Below are 22,580 nucleotides of genomic sequence, written 5' to 3' on the forward strand. Positions count from 1 at the left end.
ATTGCAACAAAAAATGTTTAATTTGCAGGCAAATTTTTGGAATAATGGATTTTCATATACTTATCAGCAACCTGACCAATCCCACGATTTTATTTTTCTTGCTTGGGATTTTGGCAACTACGCTCAAAAGCGACTTGGAAATTCCACAATCATCAAGCAAGTTTATATCCTTGTATTTGCTTTTTTCCATTGGTTTCAAGGGTGGGCAGGAATTAGTACATAGCCATTTTACTTCCGAAATTATTTTTTCGTTACTGCTGGGTATTTCTATTTCTGCGATTATTCCACTTTACACATTTTTCTTGCTGAAAAGAAAATTGAGCATAGGCGATGCAGGAGCGATAGCCGCCACGTATGGCTCGGTAAGTGCTGTAACTTTTGTTTCGGCAGTATCTTTTTTGGAAATTCAAAAAATGGCTTTTGGTGGGCATATGGTTGCCGTAATGGCTTTTATGGAAGCCCCTGCTATTATTGTTGGGGTTACGCTCATCAAGAAGTTTGAAAAAGACGCTTCCAAACAAAGTAGCAATATGTGGGAAATCATCAAACATTCCTTTACCAATGGGAGCGTTCTGATGATTTTCGGCAGTCTGATTATTGGTATTATTTCTGATGATAGGCAAGCCGAAGGTATTAAACCCTTTACTACCGATATTTTCAAAGGATTTTTGGCTATTTTTCTTTTAGAAATGGGAATGGTAACGGCTCGGCGTTTTGCTTCTTTCCGCAAGCAAGGGCTTTTTCTCACCTTACTGGCTATTTTCTTGCCTGCTTTTAATGGTATTATGGCGGTAGCGGTCAGTTCGCTTATTACCCACGATATTGGAAACCGATTTATATTTGGTGTGCTTGCGGCAAGTGGTTCGTATATTGCGGTGCCTGCGGCTATGAAGTTTGCCGCCCCCAATGCCGACCCTGGTATCTATATTCCTATGGCTTTGGGACTTACTTTCCCCTTTAATATTTCTGTGGGTTTTCCTCTTTATTTTGCAGTAGCCAATGCTATTTGATATGCCTCACATTTTGCTTTTAGATAATTTTGATTCCTTTACTTACAATTTACAAGACTATCTGGAACGTTTGGGGGCAAAATGTAGTGTATTTCGTAATAACATTGATTTAGAGCGTATTACTCAACAAAAATACGATGGCGTAGTTCTTTCGCCAGGTCCTGCTACACCTCGTAAAGCGGGAAACTTGATGAGTGTTTTGGATTTTTATCATCAAGAATTACCTATTTTGGGGGTTTGTTTGGGTCATCAGGCAATTGGTGAGTTTTTTGGAGCTACGCTCACACAGGCACACCAACCTATGCACGGAAAAATTTCAGAAATTATTACGCAAGAAGGTATTTTATTTGCAAATTTGCCCCCAAAATTCAAGGTGGTGCGTTATCATTCACTTGTTTTGCAGAATATTCCCCAAACCTTGAAAATTACTGCATTTACTACGGATAGCTACCAAGAAATAATGGCTTTGGAGCACAAGCATTTACCTATTTTTGGCGTTCAATTTCACCCCGAAGCTATCTTGTGTGAGTATGGATTAGAGATTTTAAGAAATTGGCTCAATGTTTTATGAAAGTGGTTTTTATTTTTGGAGGAATACCGCATTATTTAGAAGATTTTCTCAATAAACTCAACGAAACGGAAAATTTAGAAGTAGCGGTTATATTGCCCGAAAGTAAAAGTTCAACGATCGGCTCAGGGGTTTTGGAAGTAAAAAATAATGCCAAATTCAAGAAAATATATGCCAAAGAAGGACTGCTTCTGGGGCAAAAATCTTATATCAAAAATTTGAGTAAAATCATCAAATCCGAAAAACCTCAGATTATTGTTGTAGGCTGGCCTTATATTTTGGGTTTATATTTCAATTGGGGGCTAAAATGGTGGATTCGCAAGCAAGGTGTGAAGGTCTTTTACAGAAGTATCCCTTACCAGCTACCTAAATATGAGCAAGCTCTCCAATTTTATGCCCAACAAGGCTTTTTTGATGAAAATATGAACCATATCAAAGCAGATAGCTTTGCCAAAAAGATAAAATACTGGCTTATTACGCAAATCAATAAGTTGTATTTTCAATGGGTAGATGGTCATCTGAACTATTGCACAAAAGCCCTTGATATTCTACCCTCATACGGCGTAAAAAAAGAGAAAATTTTTGTAACCTACAATTCCATTGATACCGATAAAATCTGGGAAGCCAAAGAAAAAGTTAAGAATCAGCCAAATATTCTTGCCCCTAATCCTTACAGGATTATTCACGTAGGCAGGCTTATCAAATGGAAAAAAGTGGATATGCTTCTCAAAACCTTCTTGAAAGTATTATCCAATTTTCCAAAAGCAGAATTGATTATAATTGGCGATGGACCCGAAAAAGAAAACCTCCAAAAGCTAACTTGCGAGCTTCAAATTGAAAAAAATGTGTTTTTTTTAGGTGCTATCCATAATACCGAGATTTTGGGTAGATATTTTTCAGAAAGTTTGGCTTGCGTATTAGTAGGAGCAGGCGGGCTGGTTATCAATGAAGCAATGGCTTGGGGGAAACCTGTATTGTGTTCGGAGGCAGATGGAACAGAACAAGATTTGGTTCTGAATCATTCCACAGGGCTTTTTTTCCAAAAAGATGACCTTAAAGATTTGCAAGATAAAATTGAGTTTATGTTCCATAACATTGAACTCACACAACAAATGGGTAAGAATGCAGAAAATTTGATTTTTTCCAAAATCAATATTCACGCAGTAGTTCAAAACTTTGTCAATGCCTTTAATGCAGTAACCTCAAATCAATATCAGTTGGTATATGCCCCCAAAAATTATCCATATAGTAGGAGCAAGACCTAATTTTATGAAATTAGCTCCTTTGCAAAAAAATATAGCCAATTGTGGATATTTTGAGCAGAAAATCATTCATACAGGACAGCACTATGATGTACGTATGTCTGATGTTTTTTTTGAAGAACTTCAAATATCCTCTCCCGACTATCATTTAGGAGTAGGTTCTGGTAGCCATACCGAACAAACCGCTAAAATTATGCTTGCCTTAGAACCTATCTTGAAGCAAGAACAACCTGATTGCGTTTTGGTGTATGGAGATGTAAATTCTACCTTAGCCGCTACGCTGGTTTGTACCAAAATGAGATTGCGTATTGCTCACGTAGAGGCAGGGTTACGCTCTTTTGATAACTCAATGCCCGAAGAAATCAATCGTATTCTAACCGACCGAGTAAGCGATATGTTATTTACCCCCTCGGAAGATGCCAACGAAAATCTATTGAGGGAAGGTATCAGCCAAGAAAAAATTTATTTGGTTGGCAATATTATGATTGATAGCCTTTTTGTAGCCTTAGAAATCATTGAAAAAGAAGCTCAAAAAGTTCAAAAAAGTAATCAATGGATAGAAAAATTTGGTAAAAAGGGCTATATTCTCTCTACGGTGCATCGTCCTTCCAATGTAGATAACAAAGACGAACTATTCAAGCTATTTCAGATGCTCAATCAAATTTCAGCAACTACACCTATTATATTACCCATTCACCCTCGTACCTACAAGCAGTTACAAGAAAATTTATCCGATATTTCCTTAAATACGAATTTACAAATTATTGAGCCTTTGGGCTATTTAGATTTTGTAAATTTGCAGAAAAACGCATTATGTATCTTGACGGACTCGGGGGGAATTCAGGAAGAAAGTTCCGTTTTACAAGTGCCTTGTTTTACTTTGCGTCCTAATACCGAAAGACCTATCACCATTGAGCAAGGCACCAATACACTTATCGGCAATCAATTTGACCTTTTGTTGGAAAAAATAAATGAAATTCTGAAAGGCAAAAAGAAAAAAGGCAAAAATATACCCCTTTGGGACGGCAAAACCTCTCAAAGAATTATTGAAATTTTACAGAAAACGATTTAATTTCTCAAAATCGCAATCCAATGATATTACTTGACGGCAAAAAAATTTCTGCTGAAATCAAAGCGGAACTCAAAAAAGAAGTAGAAAAAATCAAAACTAATGGGGGGAAAATTCCCCATTTGGCGGCAATTCTTGTAGGCAATGACGGAGCAAGCGAAACCTACGTCAGAAGCAAAGTAAAATCTTGTGAAGAAGTAGGATTTCATTCTACGCTTTTGCGTTTGCAAGCTGATATTTCCGAGCAAACATTACTAAGCGAAATTCAAAAAATGAATGAAAACCCTGATATTGATGGTTTCATTGTACAACTTCCTTTGCCCAAACACATTTCAGAAAATAAAATTATTGAAAGCATCGCCCCTGAAAAAGATGTAGATGGCTTTCACCCAATCAATATCGGCAGAATGACCAAAAATCTGCCTGCCTATATCCCTGCTACACCTTTCGGTATTTTGCAAATGCTTGAACGCTATCAAATTGAAACCACCAGCAAACACTGTGTTGTAGTAGGCAGAAGTAATATTGTTGGCTCACCAATGAGTATCTTAATGGCTCGCAATGCCCCTATCGGCAACTGCACCGTAACACTTTGCCATAGCAAAACCAAAGATTTAAGAAAATTCACCCAAGAAGCTGATATACTGATAGTTGCACTTGGAAAACCTGAATTTATGAAAGCTGATATGGTAAAAGAAGGTGCAGTAGTCATAGATGTAGGCATTACCCGACTCCCTGATGAAAATGCGGCAAAAGGCTATAAAATTGTAGGCGATGTAAAATTTGAGGAAGTTGCCCCCAAATGTAGCTATATCACACCCGTACCCGGCGGCGTAGGACTAATGACCGTTGTTTCGCTTTTGCAAAATACTTTACTTGCAGCAAAAAAAGCTATTTACTCATAAAATTACTGAAAACTTAAAACTAACGTAAAATAAACCTAACAGCCTTTTGCTACTTTTGGGTAAAATTGTGTATGTGGGATACTATTTTACTTATTTTAGGCGGGCTGGGGCTATTTTTGTACGCTATTACTGCTCTCTCTGATGCTACGCAAGCGGTTGTAGGTGAAAAATTGGAGCAGTGGTTGCGTTATTTTACAAGAAATTTATTTTGGGGTATTCTTACAGGAACAATCGTAACGGCTATTTTGGGCTCATCTTCTGCCGTTATTATTATTACGATTGTACTTGTAAATGCTAATGTTTTCAGTTTCCGACAAGCTATCGGAATAGTGTTAGGTGCCAATGTAGGCACTACCATTAGCAGTCAAATTGTAGCTTTGGATTTGGGTAAAATTTCCCCTATTTTCATTGCTCTTGGGCTAATTTTAAGCATTGCTATCCGTAACGATTGGTGGAAAAATCTTGGTAAAGTAATTTTGTACTTTGGTTTTTTATTTTTTGGCTTGCTTACTATGGAGCAGGCGGTTGAGCCTCTCAAAAAAAGCGAATAGTTTGTGAATTTCTTATCCAATCTGGATAATCTTCTCGTGGGTACTTTGGCAGGAATGACAACTACTCTTATTATTCAATCTTCTTCGGCTACTGTTGGCATAGCCATTGTGCTGGTAAAAAAAGGTATGCTATCACTGAAGGCGGGTATTTCGGTAATGATGGGGGCAGAACTCGGAACCGTAAGCGATACTTTGCTTGCAACCATTAACGGCAAAAGACAAGCCATCAAAACAGGACTTTTTCACTTTGTTTTCAATTTGCTTTCTATTGTTCTTGGCTTGGTACTTTTCTCACCCTTTGTAAATCTGGTAGAATGGATTAGCCCTACCAATCAAGCAGAAAAGATTTTAGCCAACGCTCATTTACTTTTCAATCTTTTGGGCGTAGTAATTTTTGTTTGGTTTGTGCCTTTGTTTGAAAAACTTCTAAACTCTATCTTGCCTGATAAAGCAAGTAGCAGGAAACAAGAATCTCTGGCTCATCATTGAAGTTTTAGGTGTTTTTTGGGCTTAGAGCGATGATGTCGCTCGTAGCGACATCATCGCTTGCACTACACTTTCTTTACAAATAAAGTTTTGACTATCAATTTTTTAAGTGGTAATTACGCGTTAATCCTAAACAACTTCTCTATGTAAAAAATGCAGTGAAAAAAACATTTTTTTCACTGCGTCTTATTTTTTGCAAAAATCCAATAGTTTATCAAAGTAAGCATTAGCCCATACAATAGAGCTATCAGTGTAAGGCTCAAACTTAATTTTTCCATAGACGCTGAAAAAATGTAAGTTTAGCACTTATTTCACAGGTATTTTTTTAACCAAATTTTCGTAACCTTTCTTTTTGGCAATTTTAATATTCAAAATGCCATTTTTCAAAGAGGCTTCCACTCTATCGGGGTCTGCACTTTCAGGAATTTGAAAAACTCTCTGAAAGCAAGCATAGCCAAATTCCCTACGAAGCCAGTTTTTCTCTCTTTCTTCGTTTTCGTACTGCTTTTCGGAATAAATCCGCAAATAGCCGTCTTCTACTTCTACTTTGATGTCCTTTTTGTCCAAACCGGGTACGGCAACCGATACTTCATAAGCCTTTTGCTCCTCGCTGATATTCACAGAGGGCATAAGACCGACCTCTTCACTTTCTTTGGCATCTTTGCCCATTACTTTTCCCCAAAACCGCTCAATCATTTCAGGGAATTTGGGTTTTAGATTTTTAGTCCATTTGAGCAAATCCATAGCCATAGCAGTTTAAGGTTTTGGTTTTCAGTATTTTGAAATGCAAAACACATACCATTTTCCAAATACTTACTTATTGGCAAAATTTTCGGCATTTTTGTCAAGCACAATGGACGAATTGTCCTAAATTTGCCTTAAATTGCCATAGTAAACTGACATTTCGTCTATGTTTCTCTTTAGCCGTATTTTTTGGAAAAAAGTGCTTATCAAATCATTCTGGACTTTACTGACTTGCTTTGTACTTTTTCTGATTTTAGATTTTATTTTCCCTTTTCGTTTTCATATTCGCTATTCACAGGTAGTTTTAGATGAAGAAAATCGCGTTTTAGGGGCATTTTTAAGCCCTGATGAAAAATGGCGAATGAAAACAGAACTATCGGAAATCAACGAAGATTTGCAAAAAGCTTTTATCGCCAAAGAAGACCAATATTTTTTCTACCATTTTGGTATAAATCCTCTGGCAGTTGTAAGAGCGATTTTCAACAACTTATTATCTCAGAAACGCACTTCGGGGGCTTCTACTATTACAATGCAAGTAGCTCGCCTGTTAGACCCCAAGCCTCGCACTTATGGAAATAAAATTTTGGAAATGTTTAGAGCAATGCAATTGGAATGGCACTATTCTAAAAAAGAAATTTTGCAGATGTATCTCAATTTAGTGCCTTACGGAGGCAATGTAGAGGGGGTAAAATCGGCTTCGGTATTGTATTTTCAAAAATTACCACAAAATTTGAGCATTGCAGAAATCACCACGCTTGCCATTATTCCTAATCGTCCTCGCAGTTTGGCACTGGGGAAAGATAATTTGCTTATCCAAAAAGAAAGAAACAAATGGCTCAAAAACTTTGAAAAGAAAAGTATTTTTGATAAAAAAGAAATTTCAAATGCTCTACAGGAACCTCTGAATGTCCAAAGAAATGAAATTCCTCGTTTTGCACCGCATTGGTGTATTCGTTTGGGGCAAAAGTATCCTAAAAACGAAAACATACGAACTTCCTTGCATCTGCCCCTGCAAAATAAAGTACAAACACTTGCCGAAAACTACGTAAAAAAACTCCGTTTGCTTGGAATTGAAAATGTAGCCATTTTAGTTGTAGAAAATAAAACTCGCAAAATTCGGGCATATATTGGCTCACAAAACTTCGCTGAAAGCCAAGTAGATGGCATTACCGCTACACGCTCTCCGGGTAGTACGCTCAAACCCTTAGTGTATGCACTCGCGATGGATTTAGGCAAACTCACCCCCAAAACTACTATTTTGGATATTCCTACCGACTGGGGCGGATATGCTCCCGATAATTTTGATAACAAATTCCGAGGCAAAATTTCCGTGGAAACTGCTCTTTCACTTTCGCTCAATATTCCTGCGGTTGCTACACTGCAAGAAATTTCAGTAGAATATTTTGTAAAAAAGCTCAAACAAGCAGGTTTCAAAACACTGGGCAAGCAAGAAAAGAAAGTAGGTCTTTCAATGATTTTGGGCGGATTTGGAACAAATTTAGAAGAACTTACCAGCCTTTACGTTGCTTTTGCCAATAATGGGCAATATGCCCCTTTGAATTTTTTAGCTACTGATAGCACTCAACGAAGCGATACAATTATTTCAGCTATTTCGGCATATAGCTTTACACAAGTGCTTACGCTTGCCCAACGTCCCGATTTGCCCAAAAGTTATCTAAATGCTAAAAATAAGCCCCTTATTGCTTGGAAAACAGGCACATCTTATGGCAAACGCGATGCTTGGAGCATTGGTTACAATCAGAAATATACCATAGGAGTTTGGATAGGCAACTTTTCGGGTAGAGGCGTACCCGAGCTTTCAGGCTCTGAGGTAGCTACTCCCCTACTTTTTGAAATTTTCAATGCCTTAGATAACCAAACAACTGCTTTGCCACTTGCTCCACCAAATATCACTTTTCGTTTAGTTTGCTCGGAAACGGGATTACCGCCAAATGCTTTTTGTGAAAACCAAGTGATTGATTACTTCATTCCGCTGGTATCGCCTTCGCAAGTTTGTGAGCATCAAAAAGAGCTATATGTTTCGGCAGATGAAAAACTGCAATACCTACCCGACTGCTTACCCGAAACAGGCTACAAAAAAAAATTCTATCCTGTTATTTCTGCCGAGTTGCAAACCTATTACGAAGCCGAAAAAATTCCTTATCTCAAAACACCTCCTTTGCACCCCAGTTGCGAGCATCAACTGCAAATTAGTGAGAAAAGCAAACCTCAAATCGTTTCACCTGTGGCAAATAAAACCTACCTCATACCCGAAAATCAAGCTACCGAACTGATGCTCAAAGTCTATGCCCAAAACGATGTAAAGAAAGTATATTGGTACATCAACGAAAAATTTTACCAAGAAACCAATGCCCAAGAAAATGCCTTTTTCAGACCCAAAATGGGCAAAAATATCATCACTTGCGTTGATGACAAAGGTAGAAGCCAAAAAATTAGTATTTGGGTGGAAAGGGAGTAGAAGGGCTTATTTGATAAAATTTATTAAATTTGCAAGAAAGAATGCCCTATGCAAGAAGCATCATTTGCATTGAGAAAGAGTTTCAAATCAATCAAATCTCCACTCAATTACATTGGTGGAAAATATAAACTTTTAGACCAAATTCTGCCTCTATTTCCTAAAAAGATAAGCACTTTTATTGATTTGTTTGCAGGTGGTTGCAATGTTGGCTTAAATGTGAAAGCAGAAAAAGTTATCTGCAACGACAACCTGAAATTTTTGGTGGAAATGTACCAAGAATTTCAGAAAAATAGTCTTTCAGAAATCTTGCAACATATTGAAAGACAAATTACTCAATTTGAATTATCTTTGAGTAATGAAGAAGGCTACAAAAAACTACGTGAGCATTACAACATACATAAGAACCCTTTGGATTTATTTGTTTTAGTGGCTTTTTCGTTCAATCATCAAATCCGTTTCAACAATTCTCACGAGTTTAATAATCCTTTTGGGCGAGAAAGAAGTAGTTTTAACGACACAATGCGGGCAAATCTTATCCAATTTGTACGTAAAATTCAGGCTACTCATATTCAATTTACTTGCTTTGATTTTGAAAAATTTGATTTTTCAGACTTAACCGAAAACGATTTTGTCTATTGCGACCCGCCTTATTTGATTAGTTTAGGCACGTACAATGACGGGAAGCGTGGTTTTACAGGTTGGGACGAAACCCAAGAACACAACCTTTTGTCAATTTTAGAAAATCTACATCAGCGAAATATAAAATTTGCTTTGTCTAATGTGTTGGAACACAAAGGTAAGGAAAATGAAATTTTGAAAAATTGGCTTAATAAAAACAACTATTTGAAAGTCAATTATTTGCGTGCAGATTATAGCAACTCTAACTATCAAACTTTGGTGCGTGAAAAAAATACAAGCGTAGAAGTTTTGATTACGAATTACGAAGTAGAGAAACCTAAAACTTTGTTTGATTAGATGAGATTTATTGGAAACAAAGAGAATTTAGTAGAAAAAATTTATCAAATTTTCCAAAGCAAAGGTATTGTAGGAACTTCATTTTTTGATTTTTTTGCAGGAACAAGCAATGTAGGGCAGTTTTTCAAAAAGAAAGGTTATCAAGTTTTTTCGTCTGATTTGTTGTATTTTTCCTTCGTCTTGCAAAAGGCATACATTGAAAATAACGAAGCACCAATTTTTGAAAAATTGTTGCAAAAAATAAAAGTCAAAACTAATTCACTTTTTGCAAATCCTTTGATGCAGGTAGTTGATTATCTGAATACTATCACACCACAAGAAGGTTTTATTTTTCAGAATTACACACCCGAAGGAACGAAAAGTTTAGGTATTCCGAGAATGTATTTTAGCAACGAAAACGGAAAAATTATTGATGCTATTAGAAAGCAAATAGAAACTTGGAAAACTGAAAACTTATTAACTGAAAACGAATATTATATTTTATTGGCTTGCCTGATTGAAACCGTACCTTTTTATGCTAATATTTCAGGAGTTTATGCGGCGTTTCAAAAAGTTTGGGATGCAAGAGCAGTCAAAAAATTGACTTTGCGACCCATTGAAATTATTGTTAGCGACAAAGAAAACAAGGTTTTTAATCAAAATTCGGTTAAATTGATTTCAGAAATACAAACGGATATTTTGTATTTAGACCCACCTTACAACCAAAGACAATATGCACCGAATTATCATTTATTGGAAACCATTGCTAAATATGATAATCCAAGCATAAAAGGCGTGTCGGGTATGCGAAATTATGAAAATCAAAAATCGCAATTTTGCAATGCAGAAACTGGCTTAAAAGAACTTTATAATGTTGCTAAAAACGCCTATTACAAATATTTGGTTTTGAGCTATAACAGCGAAGGTATTATGCCAAAAAATAAAATTTTATCTATTTTGAGCGATTTTGGCGAAGTGGAATTGGTAGAATTTGATTATTTGCGTTTTAAGTCAAATTCAAATGGTGAGAGCAAAACCAAGAAATTTGTGAAAGAACAACTTTATATTTTGAAACGAAATGAAACCTAACCTTTGGCTACTCACCGAAGAAAGACCTAAAAAAGAAGTCTTGACAACTATCTTCCAAAAGTTTGCGAAAGATTACGGTTTTGCGTGTTTTATGGATAGTTTGCGGATTTTGCCCATTTTAGAAAATGATAAATTTACTTTCACTTACGAAGTAACGGGTTTTCGGTGTAATAAAGTGAATAAGGTTTTTATTAAAACCGTTTCAGGCAATTCTAGTTTTACGGACTTTTTGGTTTTCTACCAAGAAAACGAGCCTACACAAGCCGATACGCCCATTTATGCCATAGAGGAAACCAAAACAGACGATAAAGAAAGCCGAAATACAGGTGTGTATCAGCGTTGTAGTAAGTTTGTTTTTATCAAAAATTACTACCCAAATGTCAGAATGATAATGCTTTACAATTTGCAAGTAGAGCAAAAAGAAAAACCCACTGAAACCTATATTTTCGGTACAAGACTTTTATTGACGTTGGGAGTTGAGATTTTGGGCAAAAAATTAGACGAAGATATTTTCAAACCTTTTGAGAGTATAGACGAAATCATTGAATTTAAAGCAAATATGCGAAAAGCTCCTGCGGGAAATGTCCCTATTTTGCTAACAAAATTTGCAGATAAAATAGAGATTTCAGGCAGACTTTACAAAAGTGGCGGACTTTCTCACGACCCAAATATTGGAGCTTTGAGTATAATTTGTGCGGTTTTACGTAAATTGGGTTGGACTAAAAAATTAGAAATTACACAGCACAGATTAGAACAAAAGCACGTAGGAAAAACCAATAAGTTTATCCAAATAGCCAATAAATTAGGCATTTCTTTGCAAGATTTAGAAATTCCACAAGCGGAATTGAACGTGAATTATTGGGAATACAACACCGAAGGAGAAAAATTAGGTACAATTTTTATTCATTTGGTAGTAGAAAATTTTACGCAAGGATATTCCATTTTTGAAAATCACGCAGGTAGTGAAAAAGGCTATTTTATCACAAAAGAAGGCGAAGCAATTCCGTTAGCGAAATACAAAGATAGAGAGAAATACAAGGCAGGCGACAAAGACCAAATTATCCACATTCCCGACCTGATTTTGATAGATTTTGGGCGTAGCGAAGTAATAAATATTGAAGGCAAAAAGTACAAATTTCGTTCGCAAGGCATTGCAGAGTTGGCGAATTACGATTTTATTGAGCAAAATTACATCAAAAAGTATTACCCAAAATTCAAAATTTTGCGAACTGTGGTGCTTTACGGTAGTAAAGAAAAGCAAATTGTAGAAATAGAAATAGGGTTTTTACTCAACGAAAACGGCGAACTCATTTTAGGAATTAAAGCCCCTCAACTTTTTCAAGAAGCCATCAAAAACTTGCTTGACTTTTGGGCGTGAAAATATGCAGTCCTCAACAAAGTTTATTTTTTCTGCTTTCAAACTAATTTTTCATACACATACCTCACAATATCCTCTGCTACTTCTTTTTTATTTTTGAGCGGGAAATCGGTTTTATTGCCGTTTTTGTCTAAAATGCTGATTTTATTGGTATCGTAGGCAAAACCTGCTCCTTCGTCTTTGAGTGAGTTCAACACTACTATATCAAAATTTTTCTTTTGCAATTTTTGTAAAGCATTTTCGGTTTCATTTTGGGTTTCCAAGGCAAAACCCACAAAAAATTGGTTTTTCTTTTTCTTTTGCCCCAAAGTAAAGGCTATATCTACATTTTTGATAAGTTCCAGAGTAAGTGTTTCGGTACTTTTCTTGATTTTTTCAGTAGCTACTTCTTTGGGACGGTAGTCAGCCACAGCCGCCGAAAAAACACAAATATCCATCTGCTCCACAAGATTTTGAACCACTTCAAACATCTCTTGGGCTGAGCTAACCTTGTAAAAACTAACTTTTTCAGGTTGAGCGATAGCAGTATTAGCGGCAATCAGATGCACTTCTGCCCCTTTTTGGGCAAAGCTTTCTGCCAAAGCAAAGCCCATTTTCCCCGTAGAATGGTTGCTAATGAAGCGTACAGGGTCTATTGGCTCACGGGTAGCCCCTGCCGTTATCATCACCTTTTTGCCTGCAAAAATTTGTTTTTCCTGAAAGAAATTATCCAAAAAAGCCACAATATGCTCGGGTTCAGCCATTCGCCCCTCCCCTACCAAACCGCTTGCCAATTCGCCATACTCAGAAGGTATGATAAAATTTCCATATTTTTGTAGTTTTTGCAAATTTTCCTGAGTAGCGGGGTGCTTGTACATATCCAAATCCATTGCAGGAGCAAAAAATACCGGGGAGCGAGCCGAAAAATAAGTAGCTGTAAGCAAATTGTCGCAAATGCCACTGGCACATTTGGCAAGTGTATTGGCACTGGCAGGAGCTATCACAATGGCATCAGCCCACAAGCCTAAATCTACGTGATTGTGCCATACACCTGTTTTATCTTGAACGAAATCAACGAAAACAGGATTTTTGGAAAGCGTAGCCAGCGTAAGCGGTGTAATAAATTCGGTAGCGGTTTGGCTCATCAATACCTTTACTTCTGCACCTTTCTTGACAAGCAGACGCACCAAAAGTGCAGATTTGTAAGCGGCAATGCTTGCTGTTACGGCTACAATGATTTTCTTATTCTGCAACATTTGTAGGGGTTTTCTCTGCTAGGGTTTGAGTAGTTTTTTGCTTTTTCAGCTTTTTATGCAAAAAAGATAACACCAAATTTTCAAGCAAACTTTCAAGGGGTTTCAAAAGTATCACTATGACGAGCTTTGAGCCAATACTTGCCCACTGATTAGCACCAAATTTTATTTCAATAATTGGCTCAATCAAAATTTCTTCCACCAAAAAAAGTAAAATTGCTAAAAATAATACAATCGTGGTAGCTGTACGACCTGCACGGGCTTGGGTGAGTTCATCAATGGTCTGTTGGAGTTCTTGGTTTTTGGTATCCAGCTCTCGGTTTTTTTGGTCAAGGGCGGCATTGGCTTTGTCTAATTTTTTCTGAATTTTGTCGCTTACTTTGGTAATAAGCCTCATTTGCCCGATAGACTCCTCAAAATTGAAAAGCAAACGTTTGTATTCCTCTTTCAAATCGTGCTCGTGCAAATCTAACTTTTCAGCAATCTGCTTGGCTCTTTGCAACTCATTGACTTCCTTGATATAAATTTTTTCCATTCAGAAAATTTTTCTTGCAAAGATAGTTTTTATTTGCTTTTTTCGTAATTTCAAAACAAAAAACTTTTGGCAACCCTAAAAATTTACTTGCTATGAACCCTTGGCACGATGTTCCTGTGGGTGATAATCCGCCCGAAATTGTCAATGCTATCATTGAAATCCCCAAAGGTAGCAAAGGAAAATTTGAAATTCATAAGCCCACAGGCTTACTGATGCTGGATAGAGTGCTGTTTTCGGCAGTACATTACCCCGCCAACTACGGCTTTATACCACAAACCTATTGCGACGACAAAGACCCTCTGGATATTTTGGTAATTATGTCCATTGATTTGCCCCACTTGTGTATGGTTGATGCCAAAGTGATTGGCGTAATGCGAATGATAGACCAAGGCGAAGCTGACGATAAAATTATTGCTGTAGCTCAGTACGATATGAGTGTGAATCATATCAACGACATCAGCGAACTGCCCCCACATACAACCGTTGAAATTAGACGATTCTTTGAAGACTACAAAAAACTTGAAAACAAAAAGGTGATTGTGGAGGAATTTTTGGGTAAAGCTGAAGCTATGCAAATTGTACAAGAAAGTATAGAGCTGTACCAAAAAACTTTTGGCAAACAATGAAACCCGTTACAAGCCTTTCAGACCTAGATTTGAATGGTATTTACACTTACGCCGATTATCTGAATTGGCGTTTGGAGCAGGCTGTGGAGCTTATCAAAGGAAAAATTTTTCCCATGTCCCCTGCTCCAAGTATGAAGCACCAAAGAATATCAATGTTTTTGAGTGCAAATATTTTTAATTACTTAAAAGGCATTTCAGAAAATAGTTCTTGTCAGGTTTTTTCTGCACCTTTTGATGTTCGCCTGCTTGATAAACGAAAATCTAAAAAAGCCAGCAAAGAAGTCTATACCGTTGTTCAGCCCGATATTTCCGTGATTTGTGATAAAAAAAAATTAGACGAAAGAGGCTGTTTGGGCTCGCCCGATTTAATTGTAGAAATTCTTTCTTTGGGCAATTCTAAAAAGGAAATGAAAATCAAATACCAGCTCTACGAGGAAGCAGGTGTGAAAGAATATTGGGTAGTGTATCCTTACGAGGAAAGCGTGCTTCAATTCGTTTTAGACGAAAAAACCGATAAATTTCATCTCAAAGCCACTTTCGCCGAAGATGAAATACTCGTTTCGCACATTTTCCCTGATTTGCAAATTGATTTGGCAAAAGTATTTGAAGATTGATTTTTCTGATTCTCGCGTCTTTACTGAAAACATATTGCATAAACTTTTAATCAACCCAATCCTAAAAAATCTACTAACCCCGTAAATCTTGGTTAAATATGGCAGAAGTAAAAATCGCAGAAAGTTGGAAAATACATTTGCAAGAAGAGTTCAACAAGCCTTACTTTGAAGATTTAATCACCTTCGTAAAGCACGAGTATAAAACGCATAAAGTATATCCGCCGGGCAGTCTGATTTTCAACGCTTTTGAAAAATGTTCTTTTGATGACTGCCGTGTAGTAATTCTTGGACAAGACCCCTATCACGGCGAAGGGCAAGCTCACGGACTTTCTTTTTCTGTACCCGATGGCGTAAAAATGCCTCCTTCGCTCGTTAATATTTTCAAAGAAATTCAAGCTGATTTAGGAAAGCCTTTTCCTAAAAACGGCAATTTGGAACGTTGGGCAAAGCAAGGAGTGCTGCTGCTGAATGCTACGCTTACGGTACGAGCAGGCGAGGCAGGCTCACATCAGAACAAAGGTTGGGAAAAATTTACAGACGCCGTTATCAAAGTAATTTCCGAGCAAAAAGAACACGTGGTTTTCTTGCTTTGGGGAGCTTATGCTCAAAAAAAAGGTAAAATCGTTGATAGAAACAAACATTTGGTTTTAGAAGCCCCACACCCTTCGCCACTGGCAGGGGGAGGCTTTGCAGGCAATCGGCATTTTAGCAAAACCAACGAGTACCTCACCCAAAACGGCTTTCAGCCCATTGATTGGTGAAATTAGGACTTTTGCATTGCCTTGCGTATTTTTTCAGCAAGTTCTTTGCTTGCTTTTACAAGCGGCAAACGCACTTGTGAGCCACAAACACCCATTTCTGCAAGCAACTGCTTGATACCCACAGGGTTACCTTCTACATACATCAGGTCGTTGAGTGGTAGTATTTCAAACATTTTTTCAGTAGCTTTGGCAAAATCGCCTGCAAGTGCATAATGCGTCATATCATTAAAGGCTTTGAGGGCATTTGCCATCACCGAAATTACGCCTACTGCTCCAAAACTTATCATAGGCACGGTAAGCATATCATCACCCGAAATAAGTAAAAAATCTTGGGGCTTTAGACGTGCAATTTCCATACATTGCAACAAATTTCCCGAAGCCTCTTTGATGCCTATAATATTGGGGTGCTGGGCTAATTTGAGCGTAGTTTCAGCCGTAAGGTTGGAAGCCGTACGCCCAGGAACATTATACAAAATAATGGGAACAGGCGAAGCCTCTGCTAATTTTTCATAATGAGCCACTATACCCGCTTGCGAAGGCTTATTGTAGTAAGGACTTGCTGAAAGAATTGCCGTAATACCCGAAAAGTCCGTTTCCTGAATAATTTGCAATAAATTTTCTGTATTGTTTCCACCTATGCCATATACAATGGGCAAATTTTTGGGGTTGTTTTGTTTAGCAAACTCTAACAAAACTTTCTTTTCTTTTGCAGTAGTGGTAGGCGACTCACCCGTAGTGCCTTGAATTACCCAATAATCCACGCCAATAGCAGTGGTATGAGCCAAGAGCTTTTCAAAGCTGGCAAGGTCAAGTTGATAGTCTTCTGTAAAAGGTGTAACAAGAGCAACACCTACCCCTTTAAGTTGGTTTTGTGGTAGTTTCATTTTCTAATTGTTTTGCCAAATGGTGCAAATCTAATAGCATTTGTTCAATAATCAAATCGTAACGTAATTTTTTAGGCGAAGAAAGCAGTACCATCGTAATACGATTTTGGAAAATAAGAAACGTACTGAACAAAAACCAAATTTGAGCATATTTTTTGGCAAAAGGCACAAAAAACTTTTGAGCAATTTCTTTCACCATTTCGGCAGGCGAGCCACTGACAAAATAATCCTTATCAATCCAATCAATTTCAGTACGAATAAGCTGACTTTCATCGGCTTTTTCTTTGGCTCTTAAATGGTTTTTCGGAGTAATTTGCAAATGAATTTTTTGTAAGTTTTTTAGCTCTATGCTTATTACCAAATAATTGTATTTTTCCTGAATAGTACGCTCTACAAGCACGTGTCTATTTTCCCATACTCCTTGTAAATGTGGTAGTGCTACATTTCCATTTTTACGCTCTAAATCGGCTTGTAAAGCAAATTTTTCTGCAATTTTTTCAAAATAACCCACTATTTTTCGGCTTTCTTGAATGGTTTGCAGGCGAAAATAAAATACAAAAAACACTATGCCGCCGAAAATCACAAAAACCAAAATAGCAATGAATAAGTGCATATCAGTTTTTTTGTTTATGTTGCAATTTGCCTATTTTATTAGTTAGGTATTCTAAAAAGTTCCTGAAAACATTGAAATAAAGTGTTACGAAAAACACTCCGCTCATCAGCCAAACAACGGCTACGTTGAAATAAGGTGTATCCCATAATTTGCCTAAAAAATGCTTTTGCGGTGCAAAAAAATGTGTCCTAAAATCGAGTGAATGGTTAGGCTCAGGATTTTGGAAAATGGGATAAATTTTTTGAATAAGCCTTCTGCCATCGGTAATGATTCTTTCGGGAGTTTCTACCGCCTTGACAAGTTTTTCAATCGCTTCGTTATGGTAATAGTTTTTCATAGCCAGAAAATTCTTGCGTTCTGTTTCATTCTTGGTAAGTGAAGCTATCAGTTTATCTTTCTGCTCGCTGTATTCGTTGTAAGAAAGAATGTAAAACTTTTTAATTTTCTGTAAATGCTCTTTAAGAGCGTGATATTTTTCTTTCAAAGCAGGCAAATCCAACTTTTCAGGATTTTCCCAAATAATACCCGTCAGTGCATTTTGTTTTTGCAATTCATTTTTTAGGATTACCAAATTTTCTTTGGCTTCATCTTTAAGAGAATCAGCAGATTGGAAATTGAAAGCATTATCCAATTTGGTTTCCAATTCGGGTACATAAAGCACCTTGTGGTATTCGGCTTGGGCAATTTTTTGGTCGTAAGAATAAAAATCTTGCTCAAAACGATTGTTCTTGAATTGCCCCACTACAAGTGCCTCAAAAGCCCAACGAGAAGCCATAAATTCGGCAAGTAGTGGCACTTTTCGGTTTGAGCCAAGTACAGGGTTTATTTCATTGAAACGCACTACAATACCCCCCAAAAGCAATTGCGGAATAAGAAGCAATGGAATAAGTATGTAAATCGTAACCACTGAGTTGAAAGTAGCCGAAATATTCAGCCCAAGCATATTGGCAAAGCAAGCCGTGCTAAAAAGCACAAGCCAATACATTGTATTCATTCCTTCTATGCCCAAAATCCAGTTGCCAATCAGTACAAAACTCAACATCTGAATTGCCGAAAACGAAAACATCAGTATTACTTTGGAAATGAGGTAGCTCATTCGGCTCAAATGCAAAAAACGCTCTCTTTTGCGAATTTTGGCATCTTTAATAATCTCTTCGGCACTCACCGAAAGCCCCACAAAAAGAGCCACAATAACCGACATAAAAATATAGGCAGGCAAATTATTGTTTTTGGCAAAGATATAAGTGCCGTCAGAAACTTGATAAAATCGGACGATGAAGGCAAGAATAAGAGCCAAAAGTGGTGCTTCCAACAAATTGATAACCATATATTGCGTATTGCTGAGCTTGGAAAGCACATCTCTTGTCAGATACACTTGCATTTGCTTGAAAAAAGAGGCAATTTTGAAATGTATCGTAGGTTTTTCGGTTTGTGTAGCAATTTGTGGCGGTGGAATATGTTTTTCGTAAAATTCGTGCCACTTCCGAGGCGTCATTTTGCGTTTATCGGTCAGTGAGCCGTATTCATTCACCATTTTGGTTTCAATGATATTAAAAATTTGCTCAGGATTGACATTCCCACACTCGCCGCACATATTCTTATCCTTATCCACAAAGCCTGCAATGCCTTTGAAATAAGTAATCGCTTCCAAAGGATTGCCATAATAAATCGGATAGCCCCCAACATCAAGAATGAGCAGTTTATCAAACATTTTGAAAATATCGGAAGAGGGCTGATGAATAACAATAAAAACGAGTTTTCCACGCAGAGCAAGCTCTTTGAATAGCACCATAATATTCTCGGAATCTCTTGAAGAAAGCCCCGAAGTAGGCTCATCAACAAAAAGAATATACGGCTCACGCAGTAGCTCCAAAGCTACATTTACCCGCTTTCTTTGCCCACCACTAATAGTTTTTTGCAGTGGATTGCCCACTTTGAGGTCTTGTATTTCCAAAATACCCAAACTTTTGAGGGTTTTCTGCACAAGTTCATCAAGTTCTTTTTCAGAGGCATCGCTAATGCTCAATTTTGCCGCATAATACAAATTCTGATATACGGTGAGTTCCTCAATGAGCAAATCATCTTGGGGTACATAGCCAATAAGCCCTGCGGTAGCTTCTTTATTTTCGTGTATATCAATGCCATTGATAAGCACTTTGCCTTGTGTGGGCTTGAGCGTACCATTGAGTACATTGAGCAAAGTAGATTTTCCCGAACCACTCGCCCCCATTAGTCCAATCAGTTGCCCTGCTCCTTCGGCAAGGCTAATGCCTCGCAAGCCTATGCGTCCATTGGCAAATTTGTACCAAATATCTTGTGCCTCAAAAGAAATCTTCACTTCATTCGTTTCGCTCAAAAATAGCCCTACCACATCACTATAATAAACAGGCTTAATGTTTTCATTCCTAATGCTACTTCCCACAGGAAAGGGATAAACGTGGTGGTCTTTGATAGGCAAAGAATTGAGATACAAGTCGGTTTTGCCAACATATTTCAGCAGATACATTTCGGCACTGGGAATGCGTAAAATGCCGATAGCCCCTTCCAAACTTTTACGATAAATATGCTTGTATTCTCTTTCGGTGCTTTCTTTGCCGTCAATCCATACGATATTGTTGTGAATATTGCTTTCGCAAAAATCTTCTAAAATAAAATGCCGCAATAATTCGTACTCGGCTGGCTCTAAAAAAAAGTAATCGCTAACTCTTTGGGCAAATCGTTGTTCTCTTTCGCTTGCTACTCCATCGGCAATGCTGAGTTCTAGTAGGTAAGCAAGAATAATAATTTTCTGGTTTTTGGTAAGTTCGCTATTGAGTTGCTCGCAAATTTCACGAGGGTTGAGCTTTCCTGCGGCGTAGTTATCAAAAATAGCAATATACTTGGCTACAATTTCTTCATCAAAATTTTCTTCTAAAAATTTGCGAATAATTTGCTTTTCTTCGTCAGTTACGCCATCTATCTGAGCTGAAGCCGCAAGCAGTTGAATAATGGCTCGTAAAACTTTTTCACTCATTTTTTATAGTACGATTAAGTTGATTTACTTTTGTGCTTACATCAATTGTCCCAAATCCTGTTTCCTGCTTCCCTACTGCAAATTAGTGCTAAACAATTACTTTTTGCAAATCTTGAATTTTTTAGCCACAGCATTCTGATAGCCAGCTCACTTTTTTTTCAAAACGGCTCTTTGCAAAACCTGCGATGGATAAAATACAACTTCGGGGATTTTTTGTTCGGGCAAATTACCTGTTTTTTGGGCATTGCTTTTAGGATAAAATAGAATTTCAAACCAAATTTCCTTTTTCTGCAAGCGATAAGTACCTACCAGCAAATTATTTTCTACCTCAAAAGTGCTTACGAAAAGATTTTGCCACAACTTCATTTCCATTTTTATTCCATTTTGCTCATCAAGCAAAAATATACCTTTTTCAGGATTTTGGGCATAAAGAATGTAATTGCGTGGCTCTTGGTTATACACAATTTTCCATATAAATTTTTGTGCCGAATCAGTAGGCAAAATATGCAGTTCCATTGGAACAATTTGTGGCTTTTCTGCTTTGGTACTCCAAATTTCCAAATTACCTTTCCATACACCTTGCCATTCTTTTAGCAAGGTATTTTTTTGAGCAAAAAGCGGTAAAGAGATGACCAAGCAAAGCAAGAAAAGCAGAAATAAACGATACATAAAAAAGCGTTTTTATTGTGGAAAACGCTTTCAATTTACAAAATATGCTTGAAAAACAAGAAAATGAGTAATTTTTTTAGACAGCTCCGATTTAAATTTTTGAAAAGTTTAGTCTCAAGCCAATTAGTAAATATTCACTTCGGTTTGCAGAACAATCCCGAATTTATCTTCTACACTTTTTTTGATTTTTTGAGCAAGTTGCCAAATTTCTTTGCCCTGTGCGTTTCCTTTATTGATAAGCACCAAAGCCTGTCTATGATGTACGCCTGCGTTTCCTTCGTGATAGCCTTTCCAGCCTGCTTGCTCAATAAGCCAAGCCGCGGGCACTTTGTAAGTATTCTCGTCGAGTGGGTAAGCAGGCAAGCTCGGATAATCTCTTTTCAGATACTCATAGTGCATTTTAGAAATATATGGATTTTTGAAAAAACTACCTGCATTACCTATTTCCGCGGGATTGGGAAGTTTTTCGGTACGAATTTGCCGAACCGCCTCACTGATGCTTTGGATAGAAGGCTCCATATGACGCTCTTTGAGAAATTTCTCAACATCAGCATACGAAAAATTTAAGGTAGGCTTTTTGGAAAGCCTCAGAACCACTGCAAGTATGATGAAACGATTTTTTAATTCATTTTTGAAAATACTTTCGCGATAGCCAAATTTACAATCTTTTTTATCAAAACGATAAATTGTGCCTGATGCAATATCAAAAGCCTCTAAATATTCAAAAACTTCTTGTAACTCAACCCCATAAGCCCCAATATTTTGCATAGGTGCCGCCCCCACGGTACCAGGTATGAGTGTCAGGTTTTCAATGCCTCCCCAACTACGAGCCACACAATACTCCACAAGTGTATTCCAGTTTTCACCTGCCTGCACTTTCAGCCAAACATTCTCCTCATCTTCCCTGATAACCTCTTTCCCTAAAAGACTGATTTTTAGAACCAATCCTTCAAAATCTTGGGTAAAAAGCACATTGCTTCCTCCTCCTAAAATCAGCAAAGGCAGATTGTTTGTTTTTTGCCAATGCACGGCATCACAAATTTCGTGAATATGCCAACATTCCACAAAATAACGAGCCTTTACATCAATACCAAAAGTATTGAAAGATTTGAGCGAAACGTTTTCCAAAATATTCATA

The 22,580-nt window shown here is 37.3% G+C and carries 20 protein-coding genes and 1 pseudogene; 13 read left to right on the plus strand and 8 right to left on the minus strand.

What is annotated here, in order from left to right:
• The first annotated feature begins 44 nt into the window (after window positions 1–44).
• From ACWITO_RS11665 to ACWITO_RS11690, 6 genes and pseudogenes are all read left to right on the plus strand, one after another.
• Window positions 45–1,010 (plus strand): sodium-dependent bicarbonate transport family permease, encoded by a 966-nt coding sequence (locus ACWITO_RS11665; protein ID WP_448530173.1) that lies wholly within the window; start codon window positions 45–47, stop codon window positions 1,008–1,010.
• A gap of 1 nt (window position 1,011) precedes the next feature.
• Window positions 1,012–1,581: an anthranilate synthase component II gene (locus tag ACWITO_RS11670; protein ID WP_448530174.1), complete on the plus strand. Its 570-nt coding sequence runs from the start codon at window positions 1,012–1,014 to the stop codon at window positions 1,579–1,581.
• The gene (locus tag ACWITO_RS11675) at window positions 1,578–2,843 is read left to right on the plus strand and encodes a glycosyltransferase family 4 protein (protein WP_448530175.1); all 1,266 of its coding nucleotides are present in this window, start codon (window positions 1,578–1,580) and stop codon (window positions 2,841–2,843) included. The genes ACWITO_RS11670 and ACWITO_RS11675 overlap by 4 nt, the downstream gene beginning before the upstream one ends.
• Window positions 2,803–3,912 carry a non-hydrolyzing UDP-N-acetylglucosamine 2-epimerase gene (gene wecB, locus ACWITO_RS11680; RefSeq protein ID WP_448530176.1) on the plus strand — a complete coding sequence of 370 codons (1,110 nt, stop codon included), beginning with the start codon at window positions 2,803–2,805 and terminating at the stop codon, window positions 3,910–3,912. Before ACWITO_RS11675 ends, wecB begins: the two co-directional genes overlap by 41 nt.
• Before the next feature lie 20 nt (window positions 3,913–3,932).
• Window positions 3,933–4,814, plus strand: coding sequence for a bifunctional methylenetetrahydrofolate dehydrogenase/methenyltetrahydrofolate cyclohydrolase FolD (gene folD, locus ACWITO_RS11685; RefSeq protein WP_448530177.1), 882 nt, complete (start codon window positions 3,933–3,935; stop codon window positions 4,812–4,814).
• A 71-nt stretch (window positions 4,815–4,885) separates the two neighbouring features.
• Window positions 4,886–5,854, plus strand: a pseudogene (locus ACWITO_RS11690) (Na/Pi cotransporter family protein).
• A gap of 303 nt (window positions 5,855–6,157) precedes the next feature.
• Here ACWITO_RS11690 and ACWITO_RS11695 read toward each other — a convergent pair.
• Window positions 6,158–6,601 (minus strand): Hsp20/alpha crystallin family protein, encoded by a 444-nt coding sequence (locus ACWITO_RS11695; RefSeq protein WP_448530178.1) that lies wholly within the window; start codon window positions 6,599–6,601, stop codon window positions 6,158–6,160.
• Window positions 6,602–6,761: 160 nt separating this feature from the next.
• On the opposite strand from ACWITO_RS11695, the gene pbpC reads away from it, so the two are divergent.
• The 4 genes from pbpC to ACWITO_RS11715 are packed head-to-tail and all read left to right on the plus strand — an operon-like array spanning window position 6,762 to window position 12,495.
• The gene (gene pbpC / locus ACWITO_RS11700; RefSeq protein WP_448530179.1) at window positions 6,762–9,074 is read left to right on the plus strand and encodes a penicillin-binding protein 1C; all 2,313 of its coding nucleotides are present in this window, start codon (window positions 6,762–6,764) and stop codon (window positions 9,072–9,074) included.
• Between the two features lie 48 nt (window positions 9,075–9,122).
• Window positions 9,123–10,049, plus strand: coding sequence for a DNA adenine methylase (locus ACWITO_RS11705; protein ID WP_448530180.1), 927 nt, complete (start codon window positions 9,123–9,125; stop codon window positions 10,047–10,049).
• Window positions 10,050–11,117: a DNA adenine methylase gene (locus tag ACWITO_RS11710; protein WP_448530181.1), complete on the plus strand. Its 1,068-nt coding sequence runs from the start codon at window positions 10,050–10,052 to the stop codon at window positions 11,115–11,117.
• Window positions 11,107–12,495 carry a hypothetical protein gene (locus ACWITO_RS11715; RefSeq protein ID WP_448530182.1) on the plus strand — a complete coding sequence of 463 codons (1,389 nt, stop codon included), beginning with the start codon at window positions 11,107–11,109 and terminating at the stop codon, window positions 12,493–12,495. Before ACWITO_RS11710 ends, ACWITO_RS11715 begins: the two co-directional genes overlap by 11 nt.
• A gap of 38 nt (window positions 12,496–12,533) precedes the next feature.
• On the opposite strand, the gene coaBC is transcribed toward ACWITO_RS11715, so the two are convergent.
• Together coaBC and ACWITO_RS11725 are read right to left on the minus strand one after the other, a co-directional pair.
• On the minus strand, window positions 12,534–13,730 hold the full coding sequence (gene coaBC, locus ACWITO_RS11720) for a bifunctional phosphopantothenoylcysteine decarboxylase/phosphopantothenate--cysteine ligase CoaBC (protein ID WP_448530183.1): 1,197 nt from the start codon (window positions 13,728–13,730) through the stop codon (window positions 12,534–12,536).
• On the minus strand, window positions 13,717–14,262 hold the full coding sequence (locus tag ACWITO_RS11725) for a hypothetical protein (protein ID WP_448530184.1): 546 nt from the start codon (window positions 14,260–14,262) through the stop codon (window positions 13,717–13,719). Before ACWITO_RS11725 ends, coaBC begins: the two co-directional genes overlap by 14 nt.
• Window positions 14,263–14,354: 92 nt before the next feature.
• On the opposite strand from ACWITO_RS11725, the gene ACWITO_RS11730 reads away from it, so the two are divergent.
• The 3 genes from ACWITO_RS11730 to ung all read left to right on the plus strand — a co-directional run bounded on the left by ACWITO_RS11730 (window position 14,355) and on the right by ung (window position 16,263).
• A complete protein-coding gene (locus tag ACWITO_RS11730) occupies window positions 14,355–14,888 on the plus strand; it encodes an inorganic diphosphatase (protein WP_448530185.1) in 534 nt (177 codons plus the stop codon).
• Entirely contained in the window at window positions 14,885–15,502 is a 618-nt protein-coding gene (locus ACWITO_RS11735; protein ID WP_448530186.1) for a Uma2 family endonuclease, read from the plus strand. Before ACWITO_RS11730 ends, ACWITO_RS11735 begins: the two co-directional genes overlap by 4 nt.
• A gap of 98 nt (window positions 15,503–15,600) precedes the next feature.
• Entirely contained in the window at window positions 15,601–16,263 is a 663-nt protein-coding gene (gene ung / locus ACWITO_RS11740) for a uracil-DNA glycosylase (protein WP_448530187.1), read from the plus strand.
• Between the two features lie 2 nt (window positions 16,264–16,265).
• Here ung and dapA read toward each other — a convergent pair whose 3' ends face one another.
• From dapA to murB, 5 genes are all read right to left on the minus strand, one after another.
• Window positions 16,266–17,147 (minus strand): 4-hydroxy-tetrahydrodipicolinate synthase, encoded by an 882-nt coding sequence (gene dapA, locus ACWITO_RS11745; RefSeq protein WP_448530188.1) that lies wholly within the window; start codon window positions 17,145–17,147, stop codon window positions 16,266–16,268.
• The gene (locus ACWITO_RS11750) at window positions 17,122–17,760 is read right to left on the minus strand and encodes a hypothetical protein (RefSeq protein ID WP_448530189.1); all 639 of its coding nucleotides are present in this window, start codon (window positions 17,758–17,760) and stop codon (window positions 17,122–17,124) included. Before ACWITO_RS11750 ends, dapA begins: the two co-directional genes overlap by 26 nt.
• A gap of 1 nt (window position 17,761) precedes the next feature.
• Entirely contained in the window at window positions 17,762–20,773 is a 3,012-nt protein-coding gene (locus ACWITO_RS11755; protein ID WP_448530190.1) for an ATP-binding cassette domain-containing protein, read from the minus strand.
• A gap of 147 nt (window positions 20,774–20,920) precedes the next feature.
• Window positions 20,921–21,442: a hypothetical protein gene (locus ACWITO_RS11760; RefSeq protein WP_448530191.1), complete on the minus strand. Its 522-nt coding sequence runs from the start codon at window positions 21,440–21,442 to the stop codon at window positions 20,921–20,923.
• Window positions 21,443–21,565: 123 nt separating this feature from the next.
• Window positions 21,566–22,579 (minus strand): UDP-N-acetylmuramate dehydrogenase, encoded by a 1,014-nt coding sequence (gene murB / locus ACWITO_RS11765; RefSeq protein WP_448530192.1) that lies wholly within the window; start codon window positions 22,577–22,579, stop codon window positions 21,566–21,568.
• Window position 22,580 lies beyond the last annotated feature (1 nt).

The sequence above is a fragment of the Raineya sp. genome (assembly GCF_053497555.1).

Coding starts and splice junctions, on each gene's coding strand:
- ACWITO_RS11730 (WP_448530185.1), top strand. CDS start 14,355: ATGAACCCTTGGCACGATGTTCCTGTGGGTGATAATCCGCCCGAAATT.
- ACWITO_RS11675 (WP_448530175.1), top strand. CDS start 1,578: ATGAAAGTGGTTTTTATTTTTGGAGGAATACCGCATTATTTAGAAGAT.
- ACWITO_RS11755 (WP_448530190.1), bottom strand. CDS start 20,773: ATGAGTGAAAAAGTTTTACGAGCCATTATTCAACTGCTTGCGGCTTCA.
- murB (WP_448530192.1), bottom strand. CDS start 22,579: ATGAATATTTTGGAAAACGTTTCGCTCAAATCTTTCAATACTTTTGGT.
- ACWITO_RS11695 (WP_448530178.1), bottom strand. CDS start 6,601: ATGGCTATGGATTTGCTCAAATGGACTAAAAATCTAAAACCCAAATTC.
- ACWITO_RS11670 (WP_448530174.1), top strand. CDS start 1,012: ATGCCTCACATTTTGCTTTTAGATAATTTTGATTCCTTTACTTACAAT.
- ACWITO_RS11735 (WP_448530186.1), top strand. CDS start 14,885: ATGAAACCCGTTACAAGCCTTTCAGACCTAGATTTGAATGGTATTTAC.
- ACWITO_RS11725 (WP_448530184.1), bottom strand. CDS start 14,262: ATGGAAAAAATTTATATCAAGGAAGTCAATGAGTTGCAAAGAGCCAAG.
- ung (WP_448530187.1), top strand. CDS start 15,601: ATGGCAGAAGTAAAAATCGCAGAAAGTTGGAAAATACATTTGCAAGAA.
- pbpC (WP_448530179.1), top strand. CDS start 6,762: ATGTTTCTCTTTAGCCGTATTTTTTGGAAAAAAGTGCTTATCAAATCA.
- ACWITO_RS11760 (WP_448530191.1), bottom strand. CDS start 21,442: ATGTATCGTTTATTTCTGCTTTTCTTGCTTTGCTTGGTCATCTCTTTA.
- coaBC (WP_448530183.1), bottom strand. CDS start 13,730: ATGTTGCAGAATAAGAAAATCATTGTAGCCGTAACAGCAAGCATTGCC.
- wecB (WP_448530176.1), top strand. CDS start 2,803: ATGCCCCCAAAAATTATCCATATAGTAGGAGCAAGACCTAATTTTATG.
- folD (WP_448530177.1), top strand. CDS start 3,933: ATGATATTACTTGACGGCAAAAAAATTTCTGCTGAAATCAAAGCGGAA.
- ACWITO_RS11665 (WP_448530173.1), top strand. CDS start 45: ATGGATTTTCATATACTTATCAGCAACCTGACCAATCCCACGATTTTA.
- ACWITO_RS11705 (WP_448530180.1), top strand. CDS start 9,123: ATGCAAGAAGCATCATTTGCATTGAGAAAGAGTTTCAAATCAATCAAA.
- dapA (WP_448530188.1), bottom strand. CDS start 17,147: ATGAAACTACCACAAAACCAACTTAAAGGGGTAGGTGTTGCTCTTGTT.
- ACWITO_RS11710 (WP_448530181.1), top strand. CDS start 10,050: ATGAGATTTATTGGAAACAAAGAGAATTTAGTAGAAAAAATTTATCAA.
- ACWITO_RS11715 (WP_448530182.1), top strand. CDS start 11,107: ATGAAACCTAACCTTTGGCTACTCACCGAAGAAAGACCTAAAAAAGAA.
- ACWITO_RS11750 (WP_448530189.1), bottom strand. CDS start 17,760: ATGCACTTATTCATTGCTATTTTGGTTTTTGTGATTTTCGGCGGCATA.